This window comes from Stenotrophomonas sp. YJH_SMC_43, from assembly GCF_059372535.1.
In genome coordinates this window covers 33693-60149 of sequence record NZ_JCAFVQ010000007.1, presented here as the reverse complement: position 1 = coordinate 60149, position 26457 = coordinate 33693, and the positions used below count along the sequence as shown (strand labels likewise).

Annotated in this window: 23 protein-coding genes and 1 riboswitch; of the genes, 12 read left to right on the top strand and 11 right to left on the bottom strand. The window is 67.8% G+C overall.

The features are described 5' to 3' along the window. Position 1 precedes the first annotated feature (1 nt). Positions 2-1222, bottom strand: coding sequence for an MFS transporter (locus AC5QAH_RS20465; RefSeq protein WP_313412726.1), 1221 nt, complete (start codon positions 1220-1222; stop codon positions 2-4). Between the two features lie 94 nt (positions 1223-1316). Between AC5QAH_RS20465 and AC5QAH_RS20460 the strand changes: the two genes are divergently transcribed. From AC5QAH_RS20460 to AC5QAH_RS20445, 4 genes are all read left to right on the top strand, one after another. Beyond that, complete coding sequence (locus tag AC5QAH_RS20460) at positions 1317-2234, top strand: LysR family transcriptional regulator (RefSeq protein ID WP_312718860.1); 918 nt, start codon at positions 1317-1319, stop codon at positions 2232-2234. A gap of 109 nt (positions 2235-2343) precedes the next feature. Continuing rightward, complete coding sequence (locus AC5QAH_RS20455; RefSeq protein ID WP_019338090.1) at positions 2344-2775, top strand: hypothetical protein; 432 nt, start codon at positions 2344-2346, stop codon at positions 2773-2775. Between the two features lie 147 nt (positions 2776-2922). Next, positions 2923-3918 carry a tRNA dihydrouridine synthase DusB gene (dusB, locus tag AC5QAH_RS20450; RefSeq protein WP_241873701.1) on the top strand — a complete coding sequence of 332 codons (996 nt, stop codon included), beginning with the start codon at positions 2923-2925 and terminating at the stop codon, positions 3916-3918. A 62-nt stretch (positions 3919-3980) separates the two neighbouring features. After that, complete coding sequence (locus tag AC5QAH_RS20445; RefSeq protein WP_005415318.1) at positions 3981-4808, top strand: class I SAM-dependent methyltransferase; 828 nt, start codon at positions 3981-3983, stop codon at positions 4806-4808. Between the two features lie 44 nt (positions 4809-4852). Here AC5QAH_RS20445 and AC5QAH_RS20440 read toward each other — a convergent pair whose 3' ends face one another. The 3 genes from AC5QAH_RS20440 to olsF all read right to left on the bottom strand — a co-directional run bounded on the left by AC5QAH_RS20440 (position 4853) and on the right by olsF (position 8531). Continuing rightward, positions 4853-5899, bottom strand: coding sequence for a metal-dependent hydrolase (locus AC5QAH_RS20440; RefSeq protein ID WP_312718868.1), 1047 nt, complete (start codon positions 5897-5899; stop codon positions 4853-4855). 119 nt (positions 5900-6018) lie between these two features. Continuing rightward, positions 6019-6819 (bottom strand): UDP-2,3-diacylglucosamine diphosphatase, encoded by an 801-nt coding sequence (locus tag AC5QAH_RS20435; protein WP_019338088.1) that lies wholly within the window; start codon positions 6817-6819, stop codon positions 6019-6021. Further along, positions 6816-8531 (bottom strand): bifunctional ornithine lipid synthase OlsF, encoded by a 1716-nt coding sequence (gene olsF, locus AC5QAH_RS20430; protein ID WP_197597619.1) that lies wholly within the window; start codon positions 8529-8531, stop codon positions 6816-6818. The genes AC5QAH_RS20435 and olsF overlap by 4 nt, the downstream gene beginning before the upstream one ends. 326 nt (positions 8532-8857) lie before the next feature. On the opposite strand from olsF, the gene metK reads away from it, so the two are divergent. After that, on the top strand, positions 8858-10069 hold the full coding sequence (metK, locus tag AC5QAH_RS20425; protein ID WP_010481882.1) for a methionine adenosyltransferase: 1212 nt from the start codon (positions 8858-8860) through the stop codon (positions 10067-10069). 140 nt (positions 10070-10209) lie between these two features. Then, entirely contained in the window at positions 10210-10716 is a 507-nt protein-coding gene (locus AC5QAH_RS20420) for an acyl-CoA thioesterase (protein WP_010481883.1), read from the top strand. Between the two features lie 67 nt (positions 10717-10783). On the opposite strand, the gene ppc is transcribed toward AC5QAH_RS20420, so the two are convergent. Together ppc and AC5QAH_RS20410 are read right to left on the bottom strand one after the other, a co-directional pair. Next, on the bottom strand, positions 10784-13495 hold the full coding sequence (gene ppc / locus AC5QAH_RS20415; protein WP_235651216.1) for a phosphoenolpyruvate carboxylase: 2712 nt from the start codon (positions 13493-13495) through the stop codon (positions 10784-10786). 234 nt (positions 13496-13729) lie between these two features. Next, positions 13730-16246, bottom strand: a complete 2517-nt coding sequence (locus AC5QAH_RS20410) for a S9 family peptidase (protein WP_495232540.1) — start codon at positions 16244-16246, stop codon at positions 13730-13732. A 120-nt stretch (positions 16247-16366) separates the two neighbouring features. Then, a riboswitch (S-adenosyl-L-homocysteine riboswitch) is annotated at positions 16367-16450 on the top strand. Positions 16451-16486: 36 nt separating this feature from the next. On the opposite strand from AC5QAH_RS20410, the gene ahcY reads away from it, so the two are divergent. From ahcY to AC5QAH_RS20395, 3 genes are all read left to right on the top strand, one after another. Next, positions 16487-17932, top strand: coding sequence for an adenosylhomocysteinase (gene ahcY / locus AC5QAH_RS20405; RefSeq protein ID WP_049451423.1), 1446 nt, complete (start codon positions 16487-16489; stop codon positions 17930-17932). A 209-nt stretch (positions 17933-18141) separates the two neighbouring features. Continuing rightward, entirely contained in the window at positions 18142-18615 is a 474-nt protein-coding gene (gene ybaK / locus AC5QAH_RS20400; RefSeq protein WP_019338083.1) for a Cys-tRNA(Pro) deacylase, read from the top strand. Continuing rightward, positions 18615-19118, top strand: a complete 504-nt coding sequence (locus AC5QAH_RS20395) for a hypothetical protein (protein WP_049448953.1) — start codon at positions 18615-18617, stop codon at positions 19116-19118. Before ybaK ends, AC5QAH_RS20395 begins: the two co-directional genes overlap by 1 nt. Here AC5QAH_RS20395 and AC5QAH_RS20390 read toward each other — a convergent pair. Together AC5QAH_RS20390 and AC5QAH_RS20385 are read right to left on the bottom strand one after the other, a co-directional pair. Then, positions 19115-19729, bottom strand: a complete 615-nt coding sequence (locus tag AC5QAH_RS20390; RefSeq protein WP_495232539.1) for an energy transducer TonB — start codon at positions 19727-19729, stop codon at positions 19115-19117. The genes AC5QAH_RS20395 and AC5QAH_RS20390 overlap by 4 nt on opposite strands. A 108-nt stretch (positions 19730-19837) precedes the next feature. Beyond that, entirely contained in the window at positions 19838-20395 is a 558-nt protein-coding gene (locus tag AC5QAH_RS20385; protein WP_043397983.1) for a DUF3228 family protein, read from the bottom strand. 135 nt (positions 20396-20530) lie between these two features. Between AC5QAH_RS20385 and AC5QAH_RS20380 the strand changes: the two genes are divergently transcribed. Next, positions 20531-22048: an amidohydrolase family protein gene (locus AC5QAH_RS20380; RefSeq protein WP_313470758.1), complete on the top strand. Its 1518-nt coding sequence runs from the start codon at positions 20531-20533 to the stop codon at positions 22046-22048. A gap of 6 nt (positions 22049-22054) precedes the next feature. Here AC5QAH_RS20380 and AC5QAH_RS20375 read toward each other — a convergent pair whose 3' ends face one another. From AC5QAH_RS20375 to AC5QAH_RS20365, 3 genes are read right to left on the bottom strand one after another with little or no spacing between them, the layout of a single operon-like run. Beyond that, the gene (locus tag AC5QAH_RS20375) at positions 22055-22786 is read right to left on the bottom strand and encodes a LytR/AlgR family response regulator transcription factor (protein WP_495232538.1); all 732 of its coding nucleotides are present in this window, start codon (positions 22784-22786) and stop codon (positions 22055-22057) included. Continuing rightward, on the bottom strand, positions 22783-23832 hold the full coding sequence (locus AC5QAH_RS20370) for a sensor histidine kinase (RefSeq protein WP_143993676.1): 1050 nt from the start codon (positions 23830-23832) through the stop codon (positions 22783-22785). Before AC5QAH_RS20370 ends, AC5QAH_RS20375 begins: the two co-directional genes overlap by 4 nt. 24 nt (positions 23833-23856) lie before the next feature. Then, positions 23857-24783 carry an alpha/beta fold hydrolase gene (locus AC5QAH_RS20365; RefSeq protein ID WP_049482059.1) on the bottom strand — a complete coding sequence of 309 codons (927 nt, stop codon included), beginning with the start codon at positions 24781-24783 and terminating at the stop codon, positions 23857-23859. 202 nt (positions 24784-24985) lie between these two features. On the opposite strand from AC5QAH_RS20365, the gene metF reads away from it, so the two are divergent. Together metF and AC5QAH_RS20355 are read left to right on the top strand one after the other, a co-directional pair. Continuing rightward, positions 24986-25813: a methylenetetrahydrofolate reductase [NAD(P)H] gene (metF, locus tag AC5QAH_RS20360; RefSeq protein ID WP_004143823.1), complete on the top strand. Its 828-nt coding sequence runs from the start codon at positions 24986-24988 to the stop codon at positions 25811-25813. 40 nt (positions 25814-25853) lie between these two features. Then, on the top strand, positions 25854-26438 hold the full coding sequence (locus AC5QAH_RS20355; protein WP_019338075.1) for a DUF4124 domain-containing protein: 585 nt from the start codon (positions 25854-25856) through the stop codon (positions 26436-26438). Positions 26439-26457: the final 19 nt, after the last annotated feature.

Genomic DNA, 26457 nt, shown 5'->3' with positions numbered 1-26457 from the left:
TTCAATGAGGCAGATCCACACCATGCGTGGATGAACGAGACCGCGCAAGCCATCCCAGCAACAGGCCAGCGGCAATCGCCAGCAACGCGACGGCCGCGCCCACCGCGCCCAGCGATGCCAGGCCGAAGCGTTCGATGGCCCCACCTCCCAGCAGCGCACCCAGGCCGATGCCGGCGTTGGCCGCAGACACATTCAAGGTTCCGGCCAGCGCCTGTGCCTGGGGCGCTGCACGCATCACCCGCACCTGGCACAGCGGGAACAATGCGGTATGCGCCACACCCCACAGGACCAATGCGATGAGCACGAATGCGCCGTGGCCGGCCAGCCCGACACTGGCCAGCATGCCCAGCGCCAGCACCGCGCAGAACACCAGGGTCGCGCCCAGGGGCGCACGATCGACCCAGCGCCCACCCAGTGCATTGCCGAGCAGTCCCACGGCGCCGAAGCCCATCAACCACCAGCCCACCTGTGCAGCCGGTACCCGCATCAGCCGCTCCAGTACATCGGCCAGGTAGGTGTAGGCAGCAAACATCGCGGTGAACACCAGCACCGACAGCAGCACATGGCCCAGCAACTGCGGCTGGCGCAGCACACGTGCCTGCTCGCCCAGCGCGCGCCGCGGCCCGGCCACGGTGTCCGGCATCCACAACGCCAGCGCGCCCGCCATCAACAGCGACAGGGCCGCCAACAGCCAGAAGCTGCCGCGCCAACCGAGGGCGTCGGCGGCCAACGTCCCCAGTGGGATACCGAACAGCATTGCGGCGGTGATACCCAGGTAGACCCGCGCGACCGCACGGCCTCCCTGCCCTGCAGGAGCCAGCTGCACAGCAGTCTCGCTGGCGGTGCCCCAGAACACCGGCAGGGCCAGTGCCGGCAGCACCCGCGCCAGCGCCAGCAGCCACGGCTGCGTGGCCATCGCGGCCAGCGCGTTGGAAGCCGCGAACAACAGCAGGATGACCACGAACAGGCCGCGCCGGCCGACGTGTGACAGCAGCGCGGTCAAGGGTGGCCCGGCCAGCATCACGGTGAACGCGAACAAGGTGACCAGCTGCCCCGCTCGGGCGATGCCCAGGCCAAGGTCGCGCGCCAGCGCGGGCAACAGGCCGACGATCAGGAACTCGGTGGTGACGATGACGAAGGCGGACACCGCCAGCAGGACGACTGAAAGACGTGCGCGAGCGTTTGCGTGGACAGCGGTCACGGCGGAATCAAGGGAGGACATGGGCGGGCATCAGAACAGGGGTCGCCAGCCTATTTCCTCCGTGAGTTCCGATTGCTGCTATGTTTTCCATTGATTCCGGACAGAATTTCTCCCCATGCTTCCCACCGAGCGCCTGCGCGGCATAGAGGCCTTCGTCGCCACCGCCGATGCCGGCAGTTTCACTGCCGCCGCCGAACGCCTGCACCTGACCAGTTCGGCGGTGGGCAAGACCATCGCGCGGCTGGAGGCGCGGCTGGGAGCGCGGTTGTTCGAACGCAGCACGCGCCGCCTTCGCCTGACCGAGGCCGGTGAGGGCTTCTACCGCACCTGCGTGCGGGTGCTGGGCGAACTGGCCGATGCCGAGTCAGTGCTGGTCTCGCACGCAGACGCTCCCCTGGGCCGCCTGCGGGTGGATGCGCCGGCCACCTTCGGGCGCCTCAAAGTCTGGCCGTTGCTGCTGCAGCTGGCCGCCGAGTTTCCACAGCTGCATCCGCAGGTGACCTTCAGCGACCGCTTCAGCGACCTCGCCGAGGACGGCGTCGACCTCGCCGTACGCATCGGCGGTCCCGAGCCGCTGCCCGCCACGCTGGGCAGCCGCCAGCTCGGTTACGAATGCCTGCGCTTCTGCGCCTCCCCGGCCTACCTGCTCCGGCATGGCCAGCCCCGCTCGGCCGCCGAGCTGGCTGGGCATGACGGTGTGCTGTTCGGACGCGCGGACGGCAGCATCGGGCCGTGGCAGGTGGCCGATGGCGGGCAGCGCAGTACACCGCTGCAGGCCCGCGCGCGCCTGGTGGTTGGCAGCGCCGAGGCCCAGGTGGCGGCGGTCGAGGCCGGCTTCGGCATCGCGCAGCTGGCCACCTGGCTGGTCGATGACGCGCTGGCGCGCGGCAGCCTGGTCTCGATCCTGCCGTCGCTGGACTGCCGCGGCCTGCCGCTGCGCCTGTTATGGCCGCAAGGCCGGCAGCGGCTGCCACGCGTGGACGTGGCCCTGGACCGTCTCGGCGCCGGGTTGCAGATCGATCCGCCGCGCTGAGCGCAGCGCTATCACCTGTGGTCGCATCGGACGGCTGCGACTGCCGGTCGCATTGCCCGCATCCCGCCCCTCACCCACCATCCGCGCAGCGTTTCAGCGTGGGCAGGACATGGACGGATTCCCTTGGTTGCTGGTTGCCGCCGCCGGTAGTGCCATTGCGGCCCTGCTGCATATCGGCTGTATTGCCTTCGGCGCCGCGTGGTACAGGTACTTCGGTGCTGGCCCGCGCATGGTCCGGCTGGCACAGGCCGGGCATTGGTGGCCGCCGCTGATGACCGCCGGCATTACGGCCGTGCTGGTGGCCTGGACCCTGTACGCACTGGCCGCAGCGGGCTGGCATTCGCCGCTGCCGGCCAGCCGTCTGGTCCTGTCGGGCATCGCCCTGCTGTTGCTGCTGCGCGCGGCGATGGGCTTCGGGCTGGCCCTGCTCCGGCCCGGCGACAACGGCCGGCGCTTCTGGGTGGTCAGTTCACTGGTGTGCCTCAGCCTGGGGCTGGCCTTCGCGCTGGGTACCCGCCAGGCCTGGCAGAGCCTGGGGTAGCCGCCTACCATCGCCCGCCCTTGGGGGCGGCGGAAGCAACCGTCAAGCATCTGCTGATGCCGGTACGGCATGAGGTCGGTGCCGATCGGCCTGAACCGGACCGCGCCCGACACGGCCGTACCGCCGCCCGCGCCCTACAATGGGCGCATGCAGATCGGCCCGTACACCATTGCCCCCAACGTCGTGCTGGCGCCCATGGCCGGCGTCACCGACAAGCCCTTCCGCCTGCTGTGCAAACGGCTGGGCGCGGGGCTGGCCGCCTCGGAAATGACCATCAGTGACCCGCGTTTCTGGAACACGCGCAAGTCGATCCACCGCATGGATCATGATGGCGAGCCGGCCCCGATCAGCGTGCAGATCGCCGGCACCGAGCCGCAGCAGCTGGCCGAGGCCGCACGCTACAACGTCGACCACGGCGCGCAGATCATCGACATCAACATGGGCTGCCCGGCCAAGAAGGTGTGCAACGCCTGGGCCGGCTCGGCGCTGATGCGTGACGAGCAGCTGGTGGCGCGCATCCTCGAGGCCGTGGTCAACGCGGTGGACGTTCCGGTCACCCTGAAGATCCGCACCGGGTGGGACTGCGACCATCGCAATGGCCCGGTGATCGCCCGCATCGCCGAGGACAGCGGCATCGCCGCGCTGGCGGTGCATGGCCGCACCCGCGACCAGCATTACACCGGCCAGGCCGAGTACGCCACGATCGGCGAGATCAAGGCCGCGCTGCGCATTCCGGTGATCGCCAACGGCGATATCGATTCGCCGCAGAAGGCCGCCTACGTCCTGAAGGAAACCGGCGTAGACGCGGTGATGATCGGCCGCTCGGCACAAGGCAGGCCGTGGATCTTCCGCGAAGTGGCGCACTATCTGGCCACCGGCGAGGAACTGCCACCGCCGTCGCTGGCGGAAGTGCGCGACATCCTGCTCGGCCACCTGCACGCACTGCATGCGTTCTATGGCGAGCCGCAGGGCGTGCGCATCGCGCGCAAGCACCTGGGCTGGTATGCCAAGGACCGGCCGGAGAATGCTGCCTTCCGCGCCGTGGTCAACCGCGCCGAAGACCCGCAGAGCCAGATCGCGCTGACCACCGAGTACTTCGACCGCCTGATCGCCGGGGAACCGGCGTTGTCTTCGGCCGCCTGACCGCATCGCTGCGTCGCAGAGTCGAGCCTGCTCGACCGTCTTGAACACCGAGAGCCCGCCCCATGACCCCGCCGATTTCTTCCCCGACCTACCTGCACGGGTTTTCCGGCACCGAGCAGCAGCGCCTGATGACCCAGGCCCGCCTGCTGGAATCGAGCATCTTCGGCCAGATCGACTACAGCGGCGCGCGGCGCCTGCTGGAAGTCGGCAGCGGCGTGGGTGCGCAGACCGAGATCCTGCTGCGCCGCTTCCCCGAGCTGCACGTGACCGGTGTGGACCTGAGCGAGACCCAGCTGGCCACCGCGCGCGAGAACCTGGCGCGCACGCCGTGGTGCAGCGATCGCTACACCCTGCAGCAGGCTGACGCCGGCGAGCTCCCGTTCGAGGCACGCAGCTTCGACTCGGCGTTCCTGTGCTGGGTACTGGAGCACGTGCCGTCACCGGCGCGCGTGCTGAGCGAGGTGCGCCGGGTGCTGGCACCGGGTTCGCCGGTCTACATCACCGAGGTGATGAATGCCTCGTTCCTGCTCGACCCGTATTCGCCGCACATCTGGCGTTACTGGATGGCGTTCAACGATTTCCAGTACGACCACGGGGGCGACCCGTTCGTTGGCGCCAAGCTGGGCAACCTGCTGCTGGCCGGCGGCTTCCGCGACGTGCACACCGAGATCAAGACCATCCACCTGGACAACCGCGAACCGGCGCGGCGCAAGACGATGATCGCGTTCTGGGAGCAGCTGCTGCTGTCGGCCGCCGACCAACTGCTGCAGGCCGGCTCGGTGGACGAGGAAACCGTGGAAGGCATGCGTCGCGAGTTCCGCCTGGTGCAGAACGACCCGAATGCGGTGTTCTTCTATTCGTTCGTGCAGGGCCGCGCCACGGTGTATTGAGCCGACGCGGCACCAATGCTCCCGCATCCACGCATGGCGTGGATCTACTCGACAGCGCCGACTACGGGCGCATGCCAGATCCGCTGCCACATCGCCGCCAGCCGGCGCCCGGCATCAGCGCGCGCGGCGGGACTGCTGTAATCCGCCCGCAGCTGCTCGGGCGTGATTGGCCGCCACTGCCCGTCGACCTGCTCGGCCACGGCGAAGTTGAAGGTGTAGTCCGGTTCCAGGCCCATGCGCAGGTCGCTCAGCACCAGCCGGCCGTCCATCACCTGCGCACGCATGAAGCCACGGTTGAACCAGGTCAGCTGCTGCACCGCCGGGATGCCCCCTGCTTCGCGCAGTACCTGCACGTTGGACGCGTGGCCTTCGAACTGCATCGGCCCATGGTCGGCCACCAGCGAGCGGTCGCCCACCACGTAGCCGTTCGGCGTCATCGCCACCACCCGCCACAGCAGGGTGTTGAACGGCATCGGCACCGAGAAGCGCGGGGCATCGCCCAGGCCCATCGCCGCCAGGCCCTGCTGGGCAGCACGGTCGACCTGGGCCTTGGCGATCAGGCCCCAGCCCAGATAGGCACTGCTGGCCAGCAACGCCACACCCAGCACCTTGCCAGCCCAGGGGCGGGCGCGGCCAAACCAGGCCAGCACGCAGCCCAGCAGCAGCCACACCGTGTAGCCGGGATCGATGATGAAGACGCTGGAGCCCATGGTCGGGTGTGGCCGCAACGGCCACCACAACTGGGTGCCGTAAACGGTGAATGCATCCAACAGCGGATGGGTGACCAGCGCCAGCTGGATCGCCCAGAACCAGCGCACCGGTGACTGCGCAACGCGGCCGTTGCCGAAGCGCTTGAACAGCCACCAGATCAGCGCTGCCACCCAGGGCAGCACCAGCAGCGAATGGCTGAAGCTGCGGTGCTCGATCATGTTCGCCACGGGGTCGGCGGCGGTGAAGCCAAGCCACAGGGCATCGAGGTCCGGCAGGGTGCCGAGCGCGGCACCGGCCAACAGGGCCGCGCGGCGCTGGCCGGGCGGAGCGATGGCAGCGGCGACGGCGCCGCCGAGCACGATCTGGGTCAGGGAATCCATGGACCGATGCTAGCGGCTTGCGGGCGGTGCATGTAGAGCCGAGCCCATGCTCGGCTGCCGTTACACGCAATGAAGAGCAGCCGAGCATGGGCTCGGCTCTACAAGGGGACAGACGCGGGTTACGCCGCCTGCGACAGGCGCGCGCCCGGCAGCTCCACCAGCGTCTGGCCGTTGTGGTCCAGCAGGCGCAGCGCGCCATCGTGGTCTTCGGCCAGCGCGGTCAGGCTTTCCACCCAGTCGCCGTCGTTCGCGTAGACCAGGCCATCGCGTTCAATCAACGCAGCGCGGTGGATGTGGCCACAGATGATGCCATCCAGTCCGCGACGGCGGACATCGTCCAGCCCGGCCTGCACGAAGCGTTCGATGTAGCGTTCGGCGGCGCCGCTGCGCTTCTTCAGGAATTCAGACAATGACCAGTAGCGCATCCCCAGCAGGCGCCGCACCGCGTTCAACGCCTGGTTGCCGGTCAGGATGCGGTAGTACAGCCAATCGCCGAATTTCTCCTGCAGGCCGCCGAAGTGGGTCACGCCATCGTACTCGTCCCCATGCGCGACCAGCAGCCGGCGGCCATCGGCGGTCACGTGGATGGCGCGGCGGCGCACCTGCATCGCCGGCAGCATCAACCCGCAGACCTGGCGCAGCGAAGCATCGTGGTTGCCGGGGATGTAGACGATCTCGGTCCCGGCACGGCGCAACGCGTGCAGGGCCTGGATGACTTCGCTGTGCGACTGCCGCCAGTTGGCGCGGCGATGCGCCATCCACCACAGGTCGATGATGTCGCCGACCAGGTACAACCGTTCGCAACGCAGCTGCGAGAGGAACCGTGCCAGCTCGGTGGCATGGCAATGACGTGAACCCAGATGCACATCGGAGACGAACACTGCGCGCCGGTGCGGCGACAGGTTCGCCAGCGCGCTCATGCCGGCGTCCCCGCGTCGCGCAGGTAGCGTTTGCGCTTGTTCGGCCGGATCGCACACAGGTCTACTTCGATCAGGCCGTCGATCGAATCACTGAAGTCCGGGTCGACACCGAAGGCGAGGAAGCGGGCACCACCGGGTTCGCACAGATCGGTGTACTGGCGGTACAGCGTCGGCACCCCCGTGCCGAGTGCGGCCAGGTTGGCCTTGAGCACATCGAACGCGGCACCGGCATCCAACTCGCCGAAACTCGGCGGCGCGGCGAAGTACTGGAACGGGCGGTTCGATTCGACCAGGCCAGCAGTACCGCTGTAATAGCGCTGGTAGTACGCCACCAGCTGCTCGCGCGCATCGCGTGGCAGCGCCGCGCTGATCGACACGGCGCCGAACAGGTAGCGGATGCCCGGCCGGCACTGCAGGTAGGCGCCGATGCCCTGCCACAGGTAATCCAGGCTGCGGCTGCCCCAGTAATCGGGCACCACGAAGCTGCGGCCCAGTTCCAGGCCCTCGGCGATGTGGGTGATGGCATCGTCGGAATAGCGGAACAGCGACGCACTGTAGAGCCCGGACAGGCCGTGCCGGGCCAGCGCATGGGCGCCGCGCATGATCCGGTACGCGCCGGCGATGCGCTGCGCGGCCGCGTCCCAGATCACGATGTGCTCGTACCGCAGGTCGTAGTCGTCCAGGTCGCGGCTGCGCCCGGTGCCCTCGCCCACCTGGCGGAACGTCAGTTCGCGCAGGCGGCCCAGCTCCAGCAGCAGCGGTGAATCAGCGGTACAGGTGGCCAGCAGGATCTGCTTGCCATCGGCGGTCTGGCCCAGCTGGGTCGCTGCGGCAATCCCTGCGGCGACCTGCGAGGGCGGGACCGGGGCAGCCAGCGGCTCCGGACCTGCGCAGGCAGCGGCATTACCGGCTGCGCCATTGCGGCCCAGCGCATAGAGTGCGCGGCGTACCGCCAGCAGCTGTGCGCCCGGATCGCCGCCTTTGCCCAGCTGCATCGGCTCGCCGATGCTCAGGCGCAGCGGGCGGCCACGGCGGGTGAACATCTCGCGCGCCAGCAGCGCGGTGCCAGCCGGCTTGAACAGGGTCGAGGCGCCGTAGAACAGTGCCGAATTGCGTGCTTCCACGCGCACCGGCAGCACCGGCGCACCGGCGGCACGGGCAAAGCGGACGAACCCGCGCTGCCAGCGGCCATCGCGGATGCCGCGCAGCGACAGGCGCGAGACCTCACCCGCCGGGAACACAATCACGCACTGCTCGGCGGCCAGCGCCTCCTCCACCGCATGCAGACTGCCGCGCTGGGCCTTGCCGCCAAGAATGCGCACCGGCAACAGCAGGTCCTGCAGTGGCGCGATGGCTCCCAACAGATCGTTGGCCACGATCCGCACGTCACGACGGATGCGGCCGACCGCGTCCAGCAGTGCGAGGGCGTCCAGCGCCCCCGAGGGGTGGTTGGCGACGATCAGCAGGCGGCCGTTGGCGGGAATCTTCGCCAGCGCGGCCGGATCCACCTGGTACTGGCCATCGATGAACTCCAGGGCGGCGGCGACGAAGCCGAATCCGCGCAATCCCGCACTGCGCTGCAGGAACGCTTCGATCTGGTCCAACCTCGACCAGCGGCCGACGCTGCGCAACAACGGCCGCGCCAGTTGGCCCCGGCGGCCGTGGAACCAATCGGGGAAGCGTTGCTGGAGACGCTGTTCGAGTTCCTGCATGGCGGATCCACTCATGCCCGGCGGCCGGATTGGCCGACAGCCTGCGCCCGGCAGGCGGCAGCCAGATGGCGGTTTCGGGGCAGAACGATGACGGCCGGCCTGGCAGGGTCGCGGCCTGCGCGGTCCGGGGTTGGACAGCCCCGTCCGTCGTCACGCTGGTGGAACACTGGGCCTCGAGGCCGGGCCCAATCCCGTCACGACGGCCCTTGCCAGGCCTACGCGGGCTTAACCACCGGCAACCGGTACCGGTTCACAATGCACAGGCGGCGCACCCCGTGTATCATTCGCGCCCATCTTTCCATCCGAATCAAGGGATATTACGCCTGATGTCCAGCTATCTCTTCACCTCCGAGTCGGTCTCCGAAGGCCATCCGGACAAGGTTGCCGACCAGATCTCCGATGCGGTGCTGGACGCGATCCTGACCCAGGACCAGCGCGCCCGCGTGGCCTGCGAGACCATGGTCAAGACCGGTGTTGCCATCGTGGCCGGTGAAATCACCACCAGCGCCTGGATCGACCTGGAAGCACTGACCCGCAAGGTCATCACGGACATCGGCTACGACAGCTCCGACGTCGGCTTCGACGGCGCCACCTGCGGCGTGCTGAACCTGATCGGCAAGCAGTCGCCGCACATCGCCCAGGGCGTGGATCGCAAGAAGCCGGAAGAAATGGGCGCTGGCGACCAGGGCCTGATGTTCGGCTATGCCACCAACGAGACCGACAGCTACATGCCGGCCGCGATCCACCTGTCGCACCGCCTGGTCGAGCAGCAGGCCAAGATCCGCAAGAAGAAGAACTCGCCGCTGTCGTGGCTGCGCCCGGACGCCAAGAGCCAGGTCACCCTGCGCTATGAAAACGGCGTGGTCTCGGCCATCGACGCCGTGGTCCTGTCGACCCAGCATGCCCCGGGCATCAAGCAGAAGGACCTCATCGAGGCCGTCCGCGAAGAAATCATCAAGCCGGTGCTGCCGGCGAAGTGGCTGCACAAGGGCACCAAGTTCCACATCAACCCGACCGGCAAGTTCGAGATCGGTGGCCCGGTGGGCGACTGCGGCCTGACCGGCCGCAAGATCATCGTCGACACCTACGGCGGCTGGGCCCGTCACGGTGGTGGCGCCTTCTCCGGCAAGGACCCGTCCAAGGTCGACCGTTCGGCAGCCTACGCGGCCCGCTACGTCGCCAAGAACGTGGTTGCCGCCGGCCTGGCCGACCGTTGCGAAGTGCAGGTCTCCTACGCCATCGGCGTGGCTGAGCCGACCTCGATCTCGGTCACCACCTTCGGCACCGGCAAGATCAGCGACGACAAGATCGAGAAGCTGATCCGCAAGCACTTCGACCTGCGCCCGTACGGCATCATCAAGATGCTGGACCTGGTGCACCCGATGTACCAGCAGACCGCGGCCTATGGTCACTTCGGCCGCAAGCCGAAGGAGTTCAGCTACCTCAACGGCGAAGGCGAGACCGTCAACGCCACGGCCTTCTCCTGGGAGAAGACCGATCGCGCCGCCGCCCTGCGCGCCGATGCGAAGCTGAAGTAAGAAACACGAAGGGCCGCTCACGCGGCCCTTCTGCTTTCTGTAGAGCCGAGCCCATGCTCGGCTTTCTTTTTCCTGCGACAAGAGCAGCCGAGCATGGGCCCGGCTCTACAAGAGCTACGCCACGCCGATACAATCGCCCCATGTCGACCGAACTGAAAACCCACCAGCTGTCCATGACCGTGCTGATGTCGCCGGAGATGGCCAATTTCTCCGGCAAGGTCCACGGTGGCGCGATCCTGCGGCTGCTCGACCAGGTCGCCTATGCCTGTGCCAGCCGCTACGCCGGCAGCTACGTGGTCACCCTGTCGGTGGACCAGGTGATGTTCCGCCAGCCGATCGCGGTGGGCGAGCTGGTCACCTTCCTGGCCTCGGTGAACCATACCGGTACCTCGTCGATGGAAATCGGCATCAAGGTGGTGGCCGAGGACATCCTCAAGCGCAGCGTGCGCCACGCCAACAGCTGCTTCTTCACGATGGTGGCGGTGGACGAGGAAGGCCGGCCGACGCCGGTACCGCCACTGCAACCGGCCACCTCCGACGAGAAGCGCCGCCAGGCCGCCGCACAGATCCGCCGCCAGCTGCGCCAGGAAATGGAACAGCGGCACCTGGAACTGCTGGCGTCGAATCCGCCGTCGCCGGAGGAGTGAGGGCGTGCGGGGCACGCCCCGCACCCACCGAGGCAGGTAGCGCCGGGCCATGCCCGGCGGATACGCATCACCCGGTGTTCTGCACGCCCTGCGAAACACCGTTCACGCACGCCACGAGCGCGCGCAGCAGTTCGTCATCCTCGCGTCCGCTGGCCCGCCAACGCTGCAGCAGATCCACCTGCAGCACGCTGATCGGATCGACGTAGGGATTGCGCAGGCGGATCGACAGCGCCAGCCGCGCATCGTGGTCCAGCAGCGTCTGCTGGTCCATCAACGCCAGCAGCCAGTGCCGGGTGAGTTCCAGTTCACGCTGCACCTGCGGGAAGAAACGCCCATGCAGGTCGCCCGACAACAGCGAGAACTGCTCGGCGATGGTGATATCGCCCTTGGACAGCACCATCGCGATGTCGTCCAGGAAGGTGCGGAAGAACGGCCAGTCACGCGCCATATCGCGCAGGGTCTGTTCGTGGCCGGCATCGACCGCCGCCTGCAGGCCACTGCCCACGCCGTACCAGCCGGGGATGACCGCGCGTGCCTGGCTCCAGGCGAACACCCAGGGAATCGCGCGCAGGTTGCCCAGTGCCGCGTCCTGGCCGAGCCGACGCGAAGGACGCGACCCCAGCGTCATCCGCTCGATCACGTCGATGGGTGTGGCGGTACGGAAGTAGTCCATGAAGCCGGCCTGGCCAACGAACGCGCGATACACCTCGCTGCTGGCCGAGGCCACCGCGTCCATCACCGGCCGCCACTCATCCTCGCGCGGCTCGGCGGCACGCGGGCGCAGGCTGGCGCGCAGCACTGCACCGGTGGCCTGTTCCAGCGAGCGCAGGGCCAGCGCGCGGATGCCGTATTTGCGATGGATCACCTCGCCCTGCTCGGTCACCCGCAGGCGGCCATCGATGCTGCCGCGCGGCGACGCATCGACCGCGTGCGTGGTCTTGCCACCGCCACGGCTGATCGAACCGCCACGGCCATGGAAGAAGGTCAGGCGGATGCCGGCCTCGGCCGCCACCTCCAGCAGTTCCACCTGCGCACGCTGCAGGCCCCAGCGCGAAGCGGCGATGCCACCGTCCTTGCTGCTGTCCGAATAGCCCAGCATCACCATCTGCACGTCGTCGCGCGCACGCAGATGGGCGCGGTAGACCGGGTCGGCCAGCAGGTCACGCAGGGTCGCGGTGCCGCGCTTGAGGTCATCCACGGTCTCGAACAGTGGCGCGATGTCGAGCGGCACCGCACCGCCCTCCTCTACCAAACCGCCACGGCGTGCCAGCGCCAGCACCGCCAGCACATCGCTGCGGTCGTGTGCCATCGAGATGATGTAGCTGCCCAGTGCATCGCTGCCATGCCGCGCGCGCGCATCGGCCAGTGCAGCGAACACCGCATCCAGCCGCTGGTTGCCCTCGTCATCGCCATTGGGCAGCGTGTCTTCCCCGCTGGCATGCCGGCCCAGCAGGCGCGCACGGCCCAGCGCATCCAGCGCCTGCCAGCTTTCTTCGCCGCCCAGCACCGCAGCCAGTGCGCGCGCATGCACGCTCGATTCCTGGCGCACATCCAACCGCGCCAGATGGAAGCCGAAGGTCTTCACCCGCCACAGCAGGCGCTGCACGGCGAAGCCGCCTGCATGTTCGCCGCGATTGGCGCGCAGGCTGTCGAGGATCAGCTGCAGGTCGTCGATCAGTTCGGCGGGGCCGGCGTAGGCGCCCCTGCCATCATCCAGCGTCGCCTGCAGGCGTGCGCGCATGCGGTCATTGAGCAGGCGGTACGGCATGTCGGCATGACGCGGGCGCGACTGCACCTGCGGCAGCAGCTGCTGGTACTGCGCCACGCGTGCCTGCAGCGAATCACTCACACCCACCCGCTCGGTAGACTGGCTGAGCAGGCTGGCCAGCTGCAGCAGTTCCTTCTGGTAGCGCCCCAGCACTGCCTGCCGCTGCGCATCCAGCGTGTTGCGGATGGTGGTGGCATCCACATTCGGATTGCCATCCATGTCGCCGCCTACCCACGTGCCGAAACGCAGCAGGCGCGGCAACGGCAGTTCTTCACCGTAGGTATCGCGCAGCGCCTGCTGCAGCGATTCGTACAGCACCGGAATCACCCGGTACAACACCTGCACCAGATAGAAGCCGACATGTTCGCGCTCGTCATCCACGGTGGGCCGCACCGGCGAGGAGTCGGTGGTCTGCCACGAGGCCGTCAGCGCCATGCGGAAGCGCGCGGCGTCGGCCGCGGCCTCACCTGGCGTGCGCTGGCCGTCGAGGTTGTCGACCAGGCTGGCCACCATCAGCTGCTCTTTTTCCAGCAGCGCGCGGCGCACCGCCTCGGTCGGGTGCGCGGTGAACACCGGTTCGATGTCGATGCGCGGGAGCCACTGCGCGAGTTCGTCCAGGCCCACGCCCTGCGCCTTCAGGTGCTGCAGCGCGTCCTGCAGGCCATCAGGCTGTGCACCTGCGGTACCGGCGCGCTGATAGTCACGGCGACGGCGGATGCGATGCACGCGCTCGGCGATGTTGACCACCTGGAAGTACGTGCTGAACGCACGCACCATGGTTTCGGCCTGCTGCGGCGTGCGCCCGGCCAGGCCATCGGCCAGCTCCGACAGCGGCGCCTGGTTCTCGCGGCGGGCAATCGCGCGGGTGCGCACGTCTTCGACGTCGTCGAGAAACGCGGCGGACACCTGTTCAACCAGCAGGTCACCGACCAGCGCGCCGAGCCGGCGCACGTCATCGCGAAGCGGAAGATCGGGAGAAGCAAACTCGATGCTGCTGCGGTACTCGTTCATCGGCGACGCACAGGCCTCGGTCAACGGATCCAGGCCCCAAGCCTAAACCAGAACGGGCGTCGTGCTGCGATGCAAAAATGGTTTCATCTGCACGTATCCATGACGGACGCAGCCGAGCATGGGCTCGGCTCTACAAGCGTCGTGGCGCGTGACACCGTGTAGCGCCCGAGCCCATGCTCGGGCGGCGGCGCAGCCGCACAGGCGGCCCCGTTGCGGGGGCCGCCGTCACACTAGTCAGCGCTTCTTCTTCGCCTTGCCCTGCTCGGCCGGGCCGATGGTCTGTTCCAGCCAGCGCTCGCTTTCGGCCAGCATGGTCATGATCGATTCGCGTGCGCGGTAGGCGTGCGATTCGTTGGGCAGCATCACCAGCCGCGCGGTGCCACCCAGGCCCTTCACCGCGGCGAACATGCGCTCGCTCTGGATCGGGAAGGTGCCAGAGTTGTTGTCGTCCACGCCGTGGATGAACAGGATCGGGTCCTTGATCTTGTCGGCATAATTGAACGGCGCCATCTTCTGGTAGACGTCCTGCGCCTGCCAGTAGTTGCGTTCCTCGGCCTGGAAACCGAACGGGGTGAGCGTGCGGTTGTAGGCACCGCTGCGCGCGATGCCGGCCTTGAACAGGCGGGTGTGCGCCAGCAGGTTGGCGGTCATGAACGCACCGTAGGAATGGCCACCGATGGCGATGTGCTCGCGATCGGTCACGCCACGACGCACCACTTCATCCACCGCGGCCTGCGCGTTGGCCACCAGCTGTTCGATGTAGGTGTCGTTCGGCTCCTTGTCGCCCTCACCGATGATCGGCATCGACGGGCTGGCCAGCACCACATAGCCCTTGGCCAGGAACGCCTGCGGGCCCCAGTAGCTGACCGCATTGAAGCGGTACGGCGAATCGGTCACCTGGCTGGCCGCCGCCGCGCTCTTGAACTCGCCCGGGTAGGCCCACATCAGCAGCGGCCGCGGGCCGTCGCGCTTCGGGTCGTAGCCCGGCGGCAGCAGCAGGGTCGCGGTCAGGTCGACGCCATCCTTGCGCTTGTAGCGGATCTGCTCCTTCTGCACGCCCTTCAGCTGCGGCAGCGGATGGGCGAAATGGGTCAGCGCGCGCGGTGCGGCACCGGCATCGGCCAGCGACTGCACGTAGAAGTTGGCCGGCTCATCCGGGCTTTCACGGCTCAGCAGCAGCGAGCTGCCCTGGTCGTCCAGCAGCGCCACCGGCGCGGCGTAGCTGGGCGCCTGCGAGTGGAACAGGCGGGTAGCCTTGCCACTGGCAATGTCGAAGCGGTCCACGAACGGGCGGTCGCCCTCCGGCGAAGCACCGGCACCGGCCAGATACAGGCTGCCGCCATCGGCGGTGGTCTGCAGCAGCGAGCGGCCGCGGTCGTCGCTGGACAACAGCGGACGGCCCGGGTCGGAATAGCGGTCCTGCGCGTCACGATCCCACAGCAGGCGCGGCTCGGCACCGGCATTGTCCGGGGCAATCAGCCAGGTCCTGGTCTTGCGCGTCTTCCACCACGACTCGGTCAGCAGGGCCAGGTCGCCACGGCCCCAGTTGATACCCACCAGACGGCTGCCGAGCTGGGCCAGGGTCACCGGCGGCTTGTCGAACGGCGCGGCCTGCATCAGCACCGCATCGCGCACCTTGGCCTCCCGGTTCGGATCACCACCGTCCTGTGCCTCGGCCCAGACCAGGGTGGCATCGGCATCACCCCGCCAGCTGATGTCGCGCACGCCGGTCACTTCGGCGTCGTTGCCGGTCGGCAGGCCTTCCACCAGCGGACGCACGGCCACGGTGTGCACCAGCTTGCCGCTGGCACGGTCGATCACTTCGATGCGGCGCGGGAAACTGCTCACCGGCACCACGTAGGAGTACGGCCGCTGCACCGGCTGGCGCAGCACGAAGCGGCCATCCGGCGACACTGCAAAGCCCATGAAGATGCCGGCCGCGCCGATCGCGCGGGTACGGCCATCCAGGCTGACTTCCATCGGCTGGGTGGTGGCGTAGTAATCGAACTGGCGCGCGTCGGCCTCGTTCTTCAGCAGGTCCTGGTAGGTACGGATCGACACGACGCCGCCGCCCTGGCGGGTCTGCTGCACAGCCGGGCCGGTCGGAATGCCGTCGGCGGCCGGGGCCGCACCGAGGTTGGCCGGACGGGTGAACACCACCAGGCCGCGGCTGTCCGGCAGCCACTGGTAGCCGCTGCCGATCACCGTGTTCAGGCCGGCAACCAGACGGCGGGCACTGCCACCGGCCACGTCCACCAGCCACAGTTCATTGGCGCCACTGGCGGTATCGACCTGGTTGAAGGCCAGCCACTTCTGGTCCGGCGACCACATCACACTGGCGATCGACAGCTTGGCCGGCAGGCCGCTGATCTGCCGTTCCTTGCCGTCGGCAACGTTCATCAGCCACAGCTTCTCGCCGAAGCTGAAGCGGCTGTCGGAGAACGTACGCGGGTTGATGCGCAGGCCGGCCAGCTTCAGTTCCGGCTGCGCCACCACCTGGATCGAAGGCAGCGACGGCATCTGCATCATCGCGGCCACGTCGCGGCGTGGCGACAGGTACAACGAGGGCGCACGGGGCGCGTCCACCACCGCCTGCAGCGCGGCCGACGGCAGTTCATAGCCGTTGACGCCCTGGGCCTGTGCGGCCGCAGGCTGCGGCGCTGCCGCCCAGGCCAGCGGGGCCACCGCCAGCAGTCCCATCGACAGGACCAGGCCGGTCCAGCGCCGTGTGCGGCGCGCGTGCATGCTCATCGTTCCACCTGTGTGATGCGTGAAAACACCGACCTTAACAGTCTGTGCACGCGATCCCATCTGCCGATGGTTGGGTCGTTCCGATGTCATGGCGGGGCCGCGATATAATGGGGGTTCTCCCCTGCCGAGGGGCGCTGCGACCGGATCCCACGAGGCCCGGCCAGGCTCGGTAAGGTGGCTTTGTAACAACGGCGCCCGGCTAGATGCGAGCACCCGCTCGTCCACAACCGGAGCACACGAATGAACGCTGTTGCCAAGACCTTCTCCACCGAAGGTGATTACAAGATCCGCGATATCACGCTGGCCGACTGGGGCCGTAAGGAACTGGACATCGCCGAGCACGAAATGCCGGGCCTGATGTCGATCCGTCGCAAGCATGCCGCCAGCCTGCCGCTGAAGGGCGTGCGCGTGACCGGTTCGCTGCACATGACCATCCAGACCGCGGTGCTGATCGAGACCCTGAAGGACATCGGCGCCGACGTGCGCTGGGCCTCGTGCAACATCTTCTCGACCCAGGACCACGCGGCCGCCGCCATCGCCGCCACCGGCACCCCGGTGTTCGCGTGGAAGGGCGAGACCCTGGAAGAGTACTGGGACTGCACCCTGGACGCGCTGACCTTCACCCTGGCCGACGGCACCCTGACCGGCCCGGAGCTGGTGGTGGACGACGGCGGTGATGTGACCCTGCTGATCCACAAGGGCTACGAGCTGGAAAACGGCAGCGACTGGGTCAACACCGCCTCGTCCTCGCACGAAGAACAGGTCATCAAGAACCTGCTCAAGCGCGTCGCCAAGGAGCGCCCGGGTTACTGGGGCCGCGTGGTCAAGGACTGGAAGGGCGTCTCCGAGGAGACCACTACCGGCGTGCACCGCCTGTACCAGCTGGCCCAGGCCGGCACCCTGCTGATTCCGGCGATCAACGTCAACGACTCGGTCACCAAGAGCAAGTTCGACAACCTGTACGGCTGCCGCGAGTCGCTGGCCGATGGCCTGAAGCGCGCGATGGACGTGATGCTGGCCGGCAAGGTGGCCGTGGTCTGCGGCTACGGTGACGTGGGCAAGGGCTGCGCCGCCTCGCTGCGTGCCTATGGCGCGCGCGTGATCGTCACCGAGATCGACCCGATCTGCGCCCTGCAGGCGGCGATGGAAGGCTATGAGGTCAACACCATCGAATCGACCCTGGGCCGTGCCGACCTGTACGTCACCACCACCGGCAACAAGGACATCATCCGCATCGAGCACCTGAGCGCGATGAAGGACCAGGCCATCGTCTGCAACATCGGCCACTTCGACAACGAGATCCAGGTCGATGCGCTGGTGTCGTTCGCCGGCATCAAGCACGTCAACATCAAGCCGCAGGTGGACAAGTACATCTTCCCGAACGGCAACGCGATCTTCCTGCTGGCCGAAGGCCGCCTGGTGAACCTGGGCTGCGCCACCGGCCACCCGAGCTTCGTGATGTCCAACAGCTTCGCCAACCAGACCCTGGCACAGATCGACCTGTGGGCGAACAAGGACAGCTACGAGAAGAAGGTCTACCTGCTGCCGAAGAAGCTGGACGAAGAAGTGGCCCGCCTGCACCTGGAAAAGATCGGCGTGAAGCTGACCACCCTGAGCCAGGAACAGGCTGACTACATCGGCGTGCCGGTGGAAGGCCCGTTCAAGCCGGACCACTACCGCTACTGATCGTGCCGGGGTCGGATCCCTTTCCGCAGGAAAGGGCTCTGACTCCAGCAACGGATGCACACGGAACGGGCGCCTTCGGGCGCCCGTTCTGCGTTGGTCCACCGATCCTGGCTTCTGGTGGATGCCGGGCTTGTCCGGCACCGCATCCGCCAGCGCCAGGCAATAGCCTCGGTCAAGGCAACACCCCCGCCCCACGCTACGATGTCCCCATGACCCCGGCCATCAACCTGCTCAAGCGCGAGAAGATCGCCCACACCGTGCGCAGCTACGTGCACGACGCCCACGCCGAATCCTATGGCGGCGAAGCCGTCGACAAGCTCGGTCTCGATCCGGCCCAGGTGTTCAAGACCCTGCTGGCCAGCACCGAGGCACACGAACTGCTGGTGGCGATCGTGCCGGTGGCCGGCCAGCTGGACTTGAAGGCATTGGCCGAAGCGGCCGGCTGCAAGAAGTGCGAGATGGCCGCCGCCGACGCTGCACAGCGCGCGACGGGTTACCTGGTCGGTGGCATCAGCCCGCTCGGGCAGAAGAAGCGCCTGCGCACCTTCCTGGACGCGAGCGCGCAGGCATTGCCCGCGCTGCATGTCAGCGCCGGTCGCCGCGGCCTGGAAGTGGAACTGGCGCCGGCTGACCTGCTGCGCCTCACCGCCGGCCACTACGCTGCCATCGGCAAGTCACGCTGATGCGCTGGCCGTGGTCTGCAGCGCCGATTCCCCGGCTCGACGATGCACAGGCCGACGTGCTGCTGCAGGACCTGTTGTCGCGCGACGCAACGCGCATCACCGATGCCGCACGCACCGTCGCCCGATTGTTCACTCCCGCATCCCTGGAGGCGTTGAGCGCGCATGTGGATACGATTGAACGCAGCTGCCAGGGCGTCGCCCTTGGCGGCATGCTGATCAGCAACCAGGCTCACCTCAAGGCGGCCCTGCAACGGCTGCGCTACTGGCAGGCGCGCGAAGGCTGCCTGTGTGCGCTCTACCCTTCCTATGTGTTCTTCAGCCCCGAGCCGCTGCTGGAACAAGGTCACGTGCAGCTGCGTGCACGGGGCGAAGCGGAGGATGGCTGGGGCGAATGCTACCGGCTGACGTGCACCTGCTGCGCGCGGCAATGGAGCGCGACCGAGCGCGAGTACCACTACCGCTGGTGGGAGTGGAAGGCCGAGCCCGCCCTGCAGATGCCCTAGTTGAGCTTGAACGTGACCGTTCCGCGTATCAGGCTCATGTCTGGCGCCTTGCCCGCCGCTTCACGCTCATAACGCCAGTCGCGCGCGTGCTTGAGCGCCGCCGCATCGAGCAGTGGGTACCCACTGGACCGGGACAGGATGATCGCCTGGGTCTTGCCTTGTGCATCCAGCAGCAGCATCAGCTCGACACCGCCCTGCTGGGCTTCGCGCATGGCGGCCGCGGGATACGCCGGGACCGACGAGAGCCGCCGCTGGTGCCAGCCTCCTTCCCGGGCAATCAACGGCGTGCTGGAAGAGAGCGGGCAACGGGCAGGCATCTGCAGGTCGAAGCCCGCAGCCCCTTGCGAAGGCCGGGTGGTGACTGGCCCACCACAGGCAATCGCCGACACGCTCTGGAGCAATGACTGCTGACGCGAAAGCGCTGCTGCGTCATCCGCTTCCACATGGAACGTGCAACGCCCCGAGGTTGCCTGCGCCTGCAGTGACCCCACGCCCGCGTCGCGGATCTGCATCACGTCGGACAGGGCCCCACAGGCAGCGCCTGCATCGTACTTTGCTGCCGAGCTTTCACTTGCGGCCAACAGGCCTGCGGCGACCCATGCAAACGGCATCCAACGTCGAACATCCATCCCTGTGCTCCCTGCGTTGATTCACCGCCATGGTAGCGCTCCACTGCGCTCACCCTGTTCACATGCCGGCTGTCCGGCCACAGCGTGCGCTCAGGGCCGCCAGTTGGCGTTGTTCTCCCAGAACTCCACCGAGCGCCGGTAGGCCTCCCGGTCCAGCGGCACACCGGAACCGCCCTCCTCCACGCCCAGCGCATTGCGCATCATCGTGATCGGCGCCATCGGCACCTCTTCCGGTTCGGCGGTGTAGATGCAGCCGACGATGCCCCAGTCGGCCTCGATCGGTGAACCTTCCCTCGCCAGCTGCCCGGCGCTGTACAGGATCACCACCAGGTAGTTCGCGCGCGGGGACTCCACACCCTCGAACCAGCGCACCAGTACCGGCAGTTCCTCACGGTTGCGCGCTTCGTAGCCGCTGCGCAGCAGATGGCGGTTGGCCTCGGTGACCGGCACCGTCAGGCAGCGCGTGCTGGTCCAGTTCTCGTAGACGAACAACTTGCAGAACGGCGCGTAGCCGTCGAGCACCTTCAGCGGTGCGTGCGCATTGAGGTGTGCCTCGAACTGCTCGGCAGTGCAGTCCTGGATGGTGTTGCCGCGCGGCACGCGTGGGAACAGGCGGGGACGGGCGAAATCGGTCAGGACGATGGACATGGCAGGCGTGATCAGGAGTTCCACCGCACAGGGTAACCGCCCCGGAGCCAGGCCGGGCCAGATGCCGATGGTCACTGGCGCCCGTGTCCGGCTTGCAGCACCCTGCGGACGACCCAATGCAAGGATTGCCGGCTCATGGATGCAGCACGTGCGTTGCCCCGTTCCGCCCACCGTCGGCGATGGCCGATCGTTCTGGCCATCCTCCTGCTGGCGCCGCCATTGCTGTTCGCCGCCGCTCTGCTCTGGCCGCTGTCGGCACCGCCGTTGCCCGAGCCGGGCAACAGCCGCGTGATCGTCAACGCGCGGGTGGTGGACGTCGCGCGTGGCCAGGTCAGCGCCCCCACCACAGTGACAGTGCGCGACGGCACGATCACTGCCATTGGCAAAGCTCCACGGGACACCACATTGCCGGTGCTCGATGCCGGTGGCCGCTGGCTGGTGCCCGGCTTCTGGGACATGCATACCCATGCACTGCAGCTGTCACCGCAACTGCAGTTCGCACTGATGCTGGCCAATGGCATTACCGGCACCCGCGACATGATGGACTGCCCGCAGGCTACCGACCCGCTGATCGCCTGCGTGGCCGACAAGCGCCGCTGGACTGCACAAGCCATCGCAGGGCAACAGGTCGCACCCCGCTTCGTGCAGATCGCCAGCTTCTATTTCGAGGATCCATCACTCTCGCCAGAGGCTGCCGCATTGCGGGCGCACGCGTACAGCGCCCGTGGCGTCGACGCGTTGAAGGTCTACAACAAGCTGCGTGCGGATACCTACCAGCGGCTGGCCACCGAGGCACGGCAGCTGCATCGTCCACTGGTCGGCCACCTGCCCAGGGCTGTGCCTCTGGAAGACGCGGTGCAGGCAGGCCAGCGAAGCTTCGAACACGCCCATCTGTTCGTGCGCCACTGCTTCGACAACGCGGCGGCATGGCGCGGTGGCGCGCTTGACGGCGAAGACCCGACTGGACTGGCCGAACGCATGGTGGCCAGCTATCAGCCCGCGCTCTGCAGCAAAGCGTTCGGTTTGATGCAGGCCAGTGCTGCAGCATTCGTGCCAACGCATGTCACCCGCGAAGAAGATGCACGTGCACGCGACCCCGCCTTCGTCAACGATCCGCGCTTGGCCTATCTGGACCCGCTCTCACGCTGGGCGTGGCGTGATGACCTGCAGGCCACCGTGGCGCGCTATCCCGGCCGACGCGGCGAAGACGCACTGAAGACCTACTTCGAGCATGGGTTGGCACTGACCGGTGCGGCGCATCGTGCCGGCGTCACCGTGCTGGTCGGCACCGATACCGGATTGGGCGGCTTCCGCTACCACGATGAGCTGCAGTGGTTGCGGCACGCCGGGCTGAGCCAAGCCGATGTACTGCGTGCCGCTACCCTGCAGGCCGCGCGTCACCTGGAACTGCAGGCGTCACATGGCAGCGTCGAGGTCGGCAAGGCGGCCGATCTGGTGCTGCTCAACGGCGACCCGCTGCAGGACACCGCCAATACCCGTCGCGTGCATGCGGTACTGCTGGCCGGCCACCTCTATGACCGCCCGCGGCTGGATGCGCTGCTGGCCTATGCGCGCGGGCAGGCACGCTCACCCGCCGTAATGGCACGCCTGCTGTGGGGCTTCATCACCAGCCCGGTCAGTGCCGAGCTGTAGCGGCAGCTACAACGCCATCCGCTCGCGCAGTTCACGTGCCTGCCGCCGCGACACGTCCACCTCACTGCCATCATCCAGCGTCAGCTCGTAACCATCGGCAATGCTGGGCGTTACGCCACGGATGCGGCGCAGGTTGACCAGGGTATTGCGGTTGGCACGGAAGAACAGATCCTGCGGCAGGCGTGTTTCCAGCGCACTCAGGCTGCGGGTCAGCAAGGCGTTCTGGTCGCGGAACCACAGCCGCGTGTAATTGCCATCCACCACCAGCCGGCGGATCTCGGAGACCGCCACGAACCAGCAGCGTTCTCCCTCGCGCACGAACACCTGGTCCTGCGCGCCCAGTGTGCTGCGCGGCTCCCGCGTTTCGCCCGCCACCACCTCGCGCTGGCGCGCCCGCTCCAGCGCCTCCAGCAAGCGTGGCGCCTCGACAGGCTTCACCAGATAATCCAGCGCATTGGCCTGGAACGCGCGCACGGCGTAGGTGTCGTAGGCGGTGACGAACACCACTGCAGGCACCGTCTCCAGGCCGTCCAGCACATCGAAACCACTGCCGGAAGGCATCTGCACGTCCAGCAGCACCAGGTCCGGCGCCAGCGTGGCGATCGCCTCGCGCGCGGCAGGCACATCGTCGGCTTCACCCACGCACTGCACCCAGGGCAACGCCGACAACAGCGTGCGCAGCTCCTGCCGTGCCAGCCGTGCGTCATCGACGATCAGTACACGCAGTACGCGACTCATTGCGGAATCTCCAGCAGGGCCTGCATGCGATCGCCGACCGGCTGCAGGGTGAAACGCCCGCGCGAACCGAGCTGCGCACGCAGGTAGGCCAGACCCACACCATGCCCGTGGGTGGGCTCGCTGGCATTGCCCAGCGGGTTGTCCACCTGAAGGCGCAACACGTCGTCGTCCAACGTGGCCCGGATCTCTATCCCGCCACCGCCGGGACGACTGGCGATGCCGTGCTTGATCGCATTTTCCACCAGCAACTGCAACGCCATCGCCGGCAACTGTGCCTGCAGGGCGTCAGCATCGATGCGCCGAGCTACCTGCAGGCGCTGCTCGAAGTGGATGGCCTCGATCGCCAGATAGTCGTCCACCACCGCCAGTTCTTCGGCCAGCGTGACCTGCTCACTGCGGTTGTGCGCCAGCGCCTGGCGCAGCGTGCGCGACAGGCGCGTGACCATGTCACGCGCACGCTCGGGATCTTCCAGGATCAGCGCGCGCAGGTTGTTCAGCGCATTGAACATGAAGTGCGGGTTGAGCCGTGCGCGCAGTGCATCGCGCTCCAGTGCGCTGCGTTCGGCTTCGGCTCGCAGCCGGGCCAGTTCACTGTGGCGCGCCCGGCGCAGACCGTGCAGGCCGGCCCACAGGCCGGTCCACATCAGCAGGAACAGCGCGGTGTTCATCCAGTACACCAGCAGCGAAGACCATCGGTAATCCGCGTGGCCACCGGGCAGCTGCACCCAGCCCAGTGCCAGCGCCGGCAGCAGCAGCGCCGCCGTCATCGCCTGTGCGACGCTGGCACCGGCCACCACACCGGCGGCCAGTTTCAACACCAGGCTGCCCAGGCTCCCCTCCCACCAGCGCTGGCGCAGCGCCACCGCGCGCAGCATGCCACTGCACAGCCACAGGCAGGCGGCCACGCTGACGGTGATCAACACGATGCCGCTGAACACCACGCCGCCGCCGATCCGCATCCCCGCCCACAGCCCGTACATCGCATAACCCGCCCATGCCAGTGCATTGAGCGTCCAGAAGCGGCGGGATGAGGTAGTGGCGTCCATGCGGGCTCTCGGCGAGGACAAGGGTCAGGGGTGCGCGGCGAGGAAACGCTGCACCTGCTCCTGCAGCCAGCGCGGATCATCCCACATCAGGAAGTGGAACCCCTGCGCGCTCATCGCGATCTGCACGCCCTGAAGCTTCGCGTACTGGGCCTGGAACACCGCGCGCGTGCTGGCCTCGGTGCCGCCCATCGGCTGGTAACCGGCCCAGCTGCCCAGCACCAGCGTCGGTGCGCTGATCGAGGCGATGCTGTCGCGCAGGTCGGTGGTCATCACCGCATGCATGGCATCGGCGGTGGTCTGGCGGTCACTGCCTTCGCCCCAGCGGCCCAGCTCGGCCTGGCGCTGCGGATCACGGGTCATGCCCGGAAGGCCCGCCTTCAACTGCGCCTGCCATTGCGCGGCGTCGGCAGCGAGCATGCCCTTGCGCAGCTGGTCGGCCATCGGCCGCACGCTGTCTGCGGTGGCCTTCGGGTCACGCGCGGCTGGCAGGAACGGCAGTGCATCGACCACCACCAGGGCGCTGACCGCCGCCTGCTCGGCCTGCGCCATCTGCAGGCCCAGCAGGCCACCCAGGCTGTGTCCGATCACCACCACCGGGCCCAGGTGCCGGTCATGCAGGTAGGCCAGCAGCTGCCCGCGCATGGCCGGCAGGAAGTCGGCCGGGCGCGGATCAGCGGCTGCGGCGCCGGCAAAGCCGGGCAGCTGCACCAGATGGCACTGCACGTCCTTCAGCGCCAGGCAGGTCTCGCGCCAGACCTCGGCGCTGCTGTTGAGACCGGGGATCATCAGCAGCGGACGGCCCTTGCCGACCACCTCGACCTGCACCTTGCCGGTGCCTGTGGCGGCCGCCGCATGGGCCGGACCGGAGCCAAGCACGGCCATCGCCATGCCGATCATCGCCAGCCGGGCCAAGGCCTTCATTGCGTACCACAGTGCCAGGAAGATCTTCATCGTCTGCTCCTTCGTCGGGTGGGTGGTGCCGGATGGGAACAGCGTGCCGCCGGGCCAGTGCCCCCGGTTACGATTTCGGAGCAACGGCCGGACACCTGGGCGAACGGTCACGTGCCACGGATGGCCTGCCCTCACGCAGCCGTCAAACATCTATCTTGATGAAGCGATATACTGACCCGCACCCGCCGCCACCGCCCGTGTCATGACTGCCATCAGCTTCGAGTTCTATCCGCCCAAGACCGACGAACAGCGCAGCCAGCTGGACCGCGCCGCGGCCAAGCTGAAGGACTACGGTCCCGAGTACGTGTCGTGTACCTTCGGCGCCGGTGGCTCGACCCTGAGCTATACCTCCGAAACCGTGCGCCATCTCAACCAGCACCACGGTTTCGATGCCGCGCCGCACCTGTCGTGCGTGGGCGGCACCCGCCAGGAAATCCGCGAGCTGCTCAAGCTGTACCGCGCCATCGGCTGCCGCCGCCTGGTCGCGCTGCGCGGCGACCTGCCGTCGGGCATGGGCTTTCCCGGCGACATGCGCTATGCCGCCGAACTGATCGACTTCATCCGCGCCGAGCACGGCGATGCGTTCCATATCGAAGTAGGCGCGTACCCAGAAACGCATCCGCAGGCCTCCGACGCACTGGCCGACCTGAAGCACTTCAAGGCCAAGATCGATGCCGGTGCCGATGCGGCGATCACCCAGTACTTCTTCAACCCGGACGCGTACTTCCATTTCGTCGACGAAGTACGGCGGCTGGGCGTGCAGGTACCGATCACCCCCGGCATCATGCCGATTGCCAACTTCAGCCAGCTGCGTCGCTTCTCCGAACAATGTGGTGCGGAGATTCCGCGTTGGATCAGCCGCAAGATGCAGGCCTATGGCGATGACGCGGAGTCCGTGCGTGCATTCGGCACTGAAGTGGTGGCCCGGCTGTGCCAGCGCCTGATCGAGGGCGGCGCACCCGGCCTGCACTTCTACACCCTGAACCTGGCCAAGCCGACCACCTCGGTGCTGAAGCTGCTGCAGGGCTGAGAGCACGACGCGCAAGCGTGATCGGCGCTACCCTGCAGGAATGATCCGGCTTTCCTTCCTGCTGTTGCTGCTGCCGCTGTGCGTGCTGTCGAGCGTCGCCCAGGCGCAGTCCACGCGCCTGAACCGCTGTACCGATGCCCAGGGCCAGAGCGTGTATACCGACCGTCCCTGCGACAGCCTGGGTGCGCAGTCGCGGCTGCCGCCGCCTGCGCCCGCCGGCAACACCCTGCAGCGCGACACCCTGGGGGCACGCTGCCCGCGGCGACTGAGCGAACTGGTGGATGCGCTGCGTACTGGCATCCTCAGCAACGATGTGAACCGGCTGTCCTCGCTGTACCTGTGGGGCGCGGTCTCTGATGCGGGTGCGCAGCGCATCCTCGGCCAACTGGAATCGTTGGCGCGGCGGCCATTGGTGGACGTGGTGCCGGTGTATCCCTCGCAGGCGCTGCCGCAATCGCAGGATGAGGGCCAGAGCCCTGCTGCGCAGGGATCCGACTCTGTGGCCTCTGTGGCGCGGCATCCGATCGGCCTGCGCCTGGAACAGACCTTGCCCGGCAGCGTGTCGCGCGCTTCGACGGTGCTGGGGTTGCGGCGGCAGTACGGGTGTTTCTGGATCACGTTGTGATCGGGAGGGTCAGAGCCCC

What these genes read in the sequence shown, in the direction of transcription:
- AC5QAH_RS20465 (WP_313412726.1), bottom strand. Translation starts at nt 1,222, where the DNA reads ATGTCCTCCCTTGATTCCGCCGTGACCGCTGTCCACGCAAACGCTCGC.
- AC5QAH_RS20460 (WP_312718860.1), top strand. Translation starts at nt 1,317, where the DNA reads ATGCTTCCCACCGAGCGCCTGCGCGGCATAGAGGCCTTCGTCGCCACC.
- AC5QAH_RS20455 (WP_019338090.1), top strand. Translation starts at nt 2,344, where the DNA reads ATGGACGGATTCCCTTGGTTGCTGGTTGCCGCCGCCGGTAGTGCCATT.
- dusB (WP_241873701.1), top strand. Translation starts at nt 2,923, where the DNA reads ATGCAGATCGGCCCGTACACCATTGCCCCCAACGTCGTGCTGGCGCCC.
- AC5QAH_RS20445 (WP_005415318.1), top strand. Translation starts at nt 3,981, where the DNA reads ATGACCCCGCCGATTTCTTCCCCGACCTACCTGCACGGGTTTTCCGGC.
- AC5QAH_RS20440 (WP_312718868.1), bottom strand. Translation starts at nt 5,899, where the DNA reads ATGGATTCCCTGACCCAGATCGTGCTCGGCGGCGCCGTCGCCGCTGCC.
- AC5QAH_RS20435 (WP_019338088.1), bottom strand. Translation starts at nt 6,819, where the DNA reads ATGAGCGCGCTGGCGAACCTGTCGCCGCACCGGCGCGCAGTGTTCGTC.
- olsF (WP_197597619.1), bottom strand. Translation starts at nt 8,531, where the DNA reads ATGCAGGAACTCGAACAGCGTCTCCAGCAACGCTTCCCCGATTGGTTC.
- metK (WP_010481882.1), top strand. Translation starts at nt 8,858, where the DNA reads ATGTCCAGCTATCTCTTCACCTCCGAGTCGGTCTCCGAAGGCCATCCG.
- AC5QAH_RS20420 (WP_010481883.1), top strand. Translation starts at nt 10,210, where the DNA reads ATGTCGACCGAACTGAAAACCCACCAGCTGTCCATGACCGTGCTGATG.
- ppc (WP_235651216.1), bottom strand. Translation starts at nt 13,495, where the DNA reads ATGAACGAGTACCGCAGCAGCATCGAGTTTGCTTCTCCCGATCTTCCG.
- AC5QAH_RS20410 (WP_495232540.1), bottom strand. Translation starts at nt 16,246, where the DNA reads ATGAGCATGCACGCGCGCCGCACACGGCGCTGGACCGGCCTGGTCCTG.
- ahcY (WP_049451423.1), top strand. Translation starts at nt 16,487, where the DNA reads ATGAACGCTGTTGCCAAGACCTTCTCCACCGAAGGTGATTACAAGATC.
- ybaK (WP_019338083.1), top strand. Translation starts at nt 18,142, where the DNA reads ATGACCCCGGCCATCAACCTGCTCAAGCGCGAGAAGATCGCCCACACC.
- AC5QAH_RS20395 (WP_049448953.1), top strand. Translation starts at nt 18,615, where the DNA reads ATGCGCTGGCCGTGGTCTGCAGCGCCGATTCCCCGGCTCGACGATGCA.
- AC5QAH_RS20390 (WP_495232539.1), bottom strand. Translation starts at nt 19,729, where the DNA reads ATGCCGTTTGCATGGGTCGCCGCAGGCCTGTTGGCCGCAAGTGAAAGC.
- AC5QAH_RS20385 (WP_043397983.1), bottom strand. Translation starts at nt 20,395, where the DNA reads ATGTCCATCGTCCTGACCGATTTCGCCCGTCCCCGCCTGTTCCCACGC.
- AC5QAH_RS20380 (WP_313470758.1), top strand. Translation starts at nt 20,531, where the DNA reads ATGGATGCAGCACGTGCGTTGCCCCGTTCCGCCCACCGTCGGCGATGG.
- AC5QAH_RS20375 (WP_495232538.1), bottom strand. Translation starts at nt 22,786, where the DNA reads ATGAGTCGCGTACTGCGTGTACTGATCGTCGATGACGCACGGCTGGCA.
- AC5QAH_RS20370 (WP_143993676.1), bottom strand. Translation starts at nt 23,832, where the DNA reads ATGGACGCCACTACCTCATCCCGCCGCTTCTGGACGCTCAATGCACTG.
- AC5QAH_RS20365 (WP_049482059.1), bottom strand. Translation starts at nt 24,783, where the DNA reads ATGAAGATCTTCCTGGCACTGTGGTACGCAATGAAGGCCTTGGCCCGG.
- metF (WP_004143823.1), top strand. Translation starts at nt 24,986, where the DNA reads ATGACTGCCATCAGCTTCGAGTTCTATCCGCCCAAGACCGACGAACAG.
- AC5QAH_RS20355 (WP_019338075.1), top strand. Translation starts at nt 25,854, where the DNA reads ATGATCCGGCTTTCCTTCCTGCTGTTGCTGCTGCCGCTGTGCGTGCTG.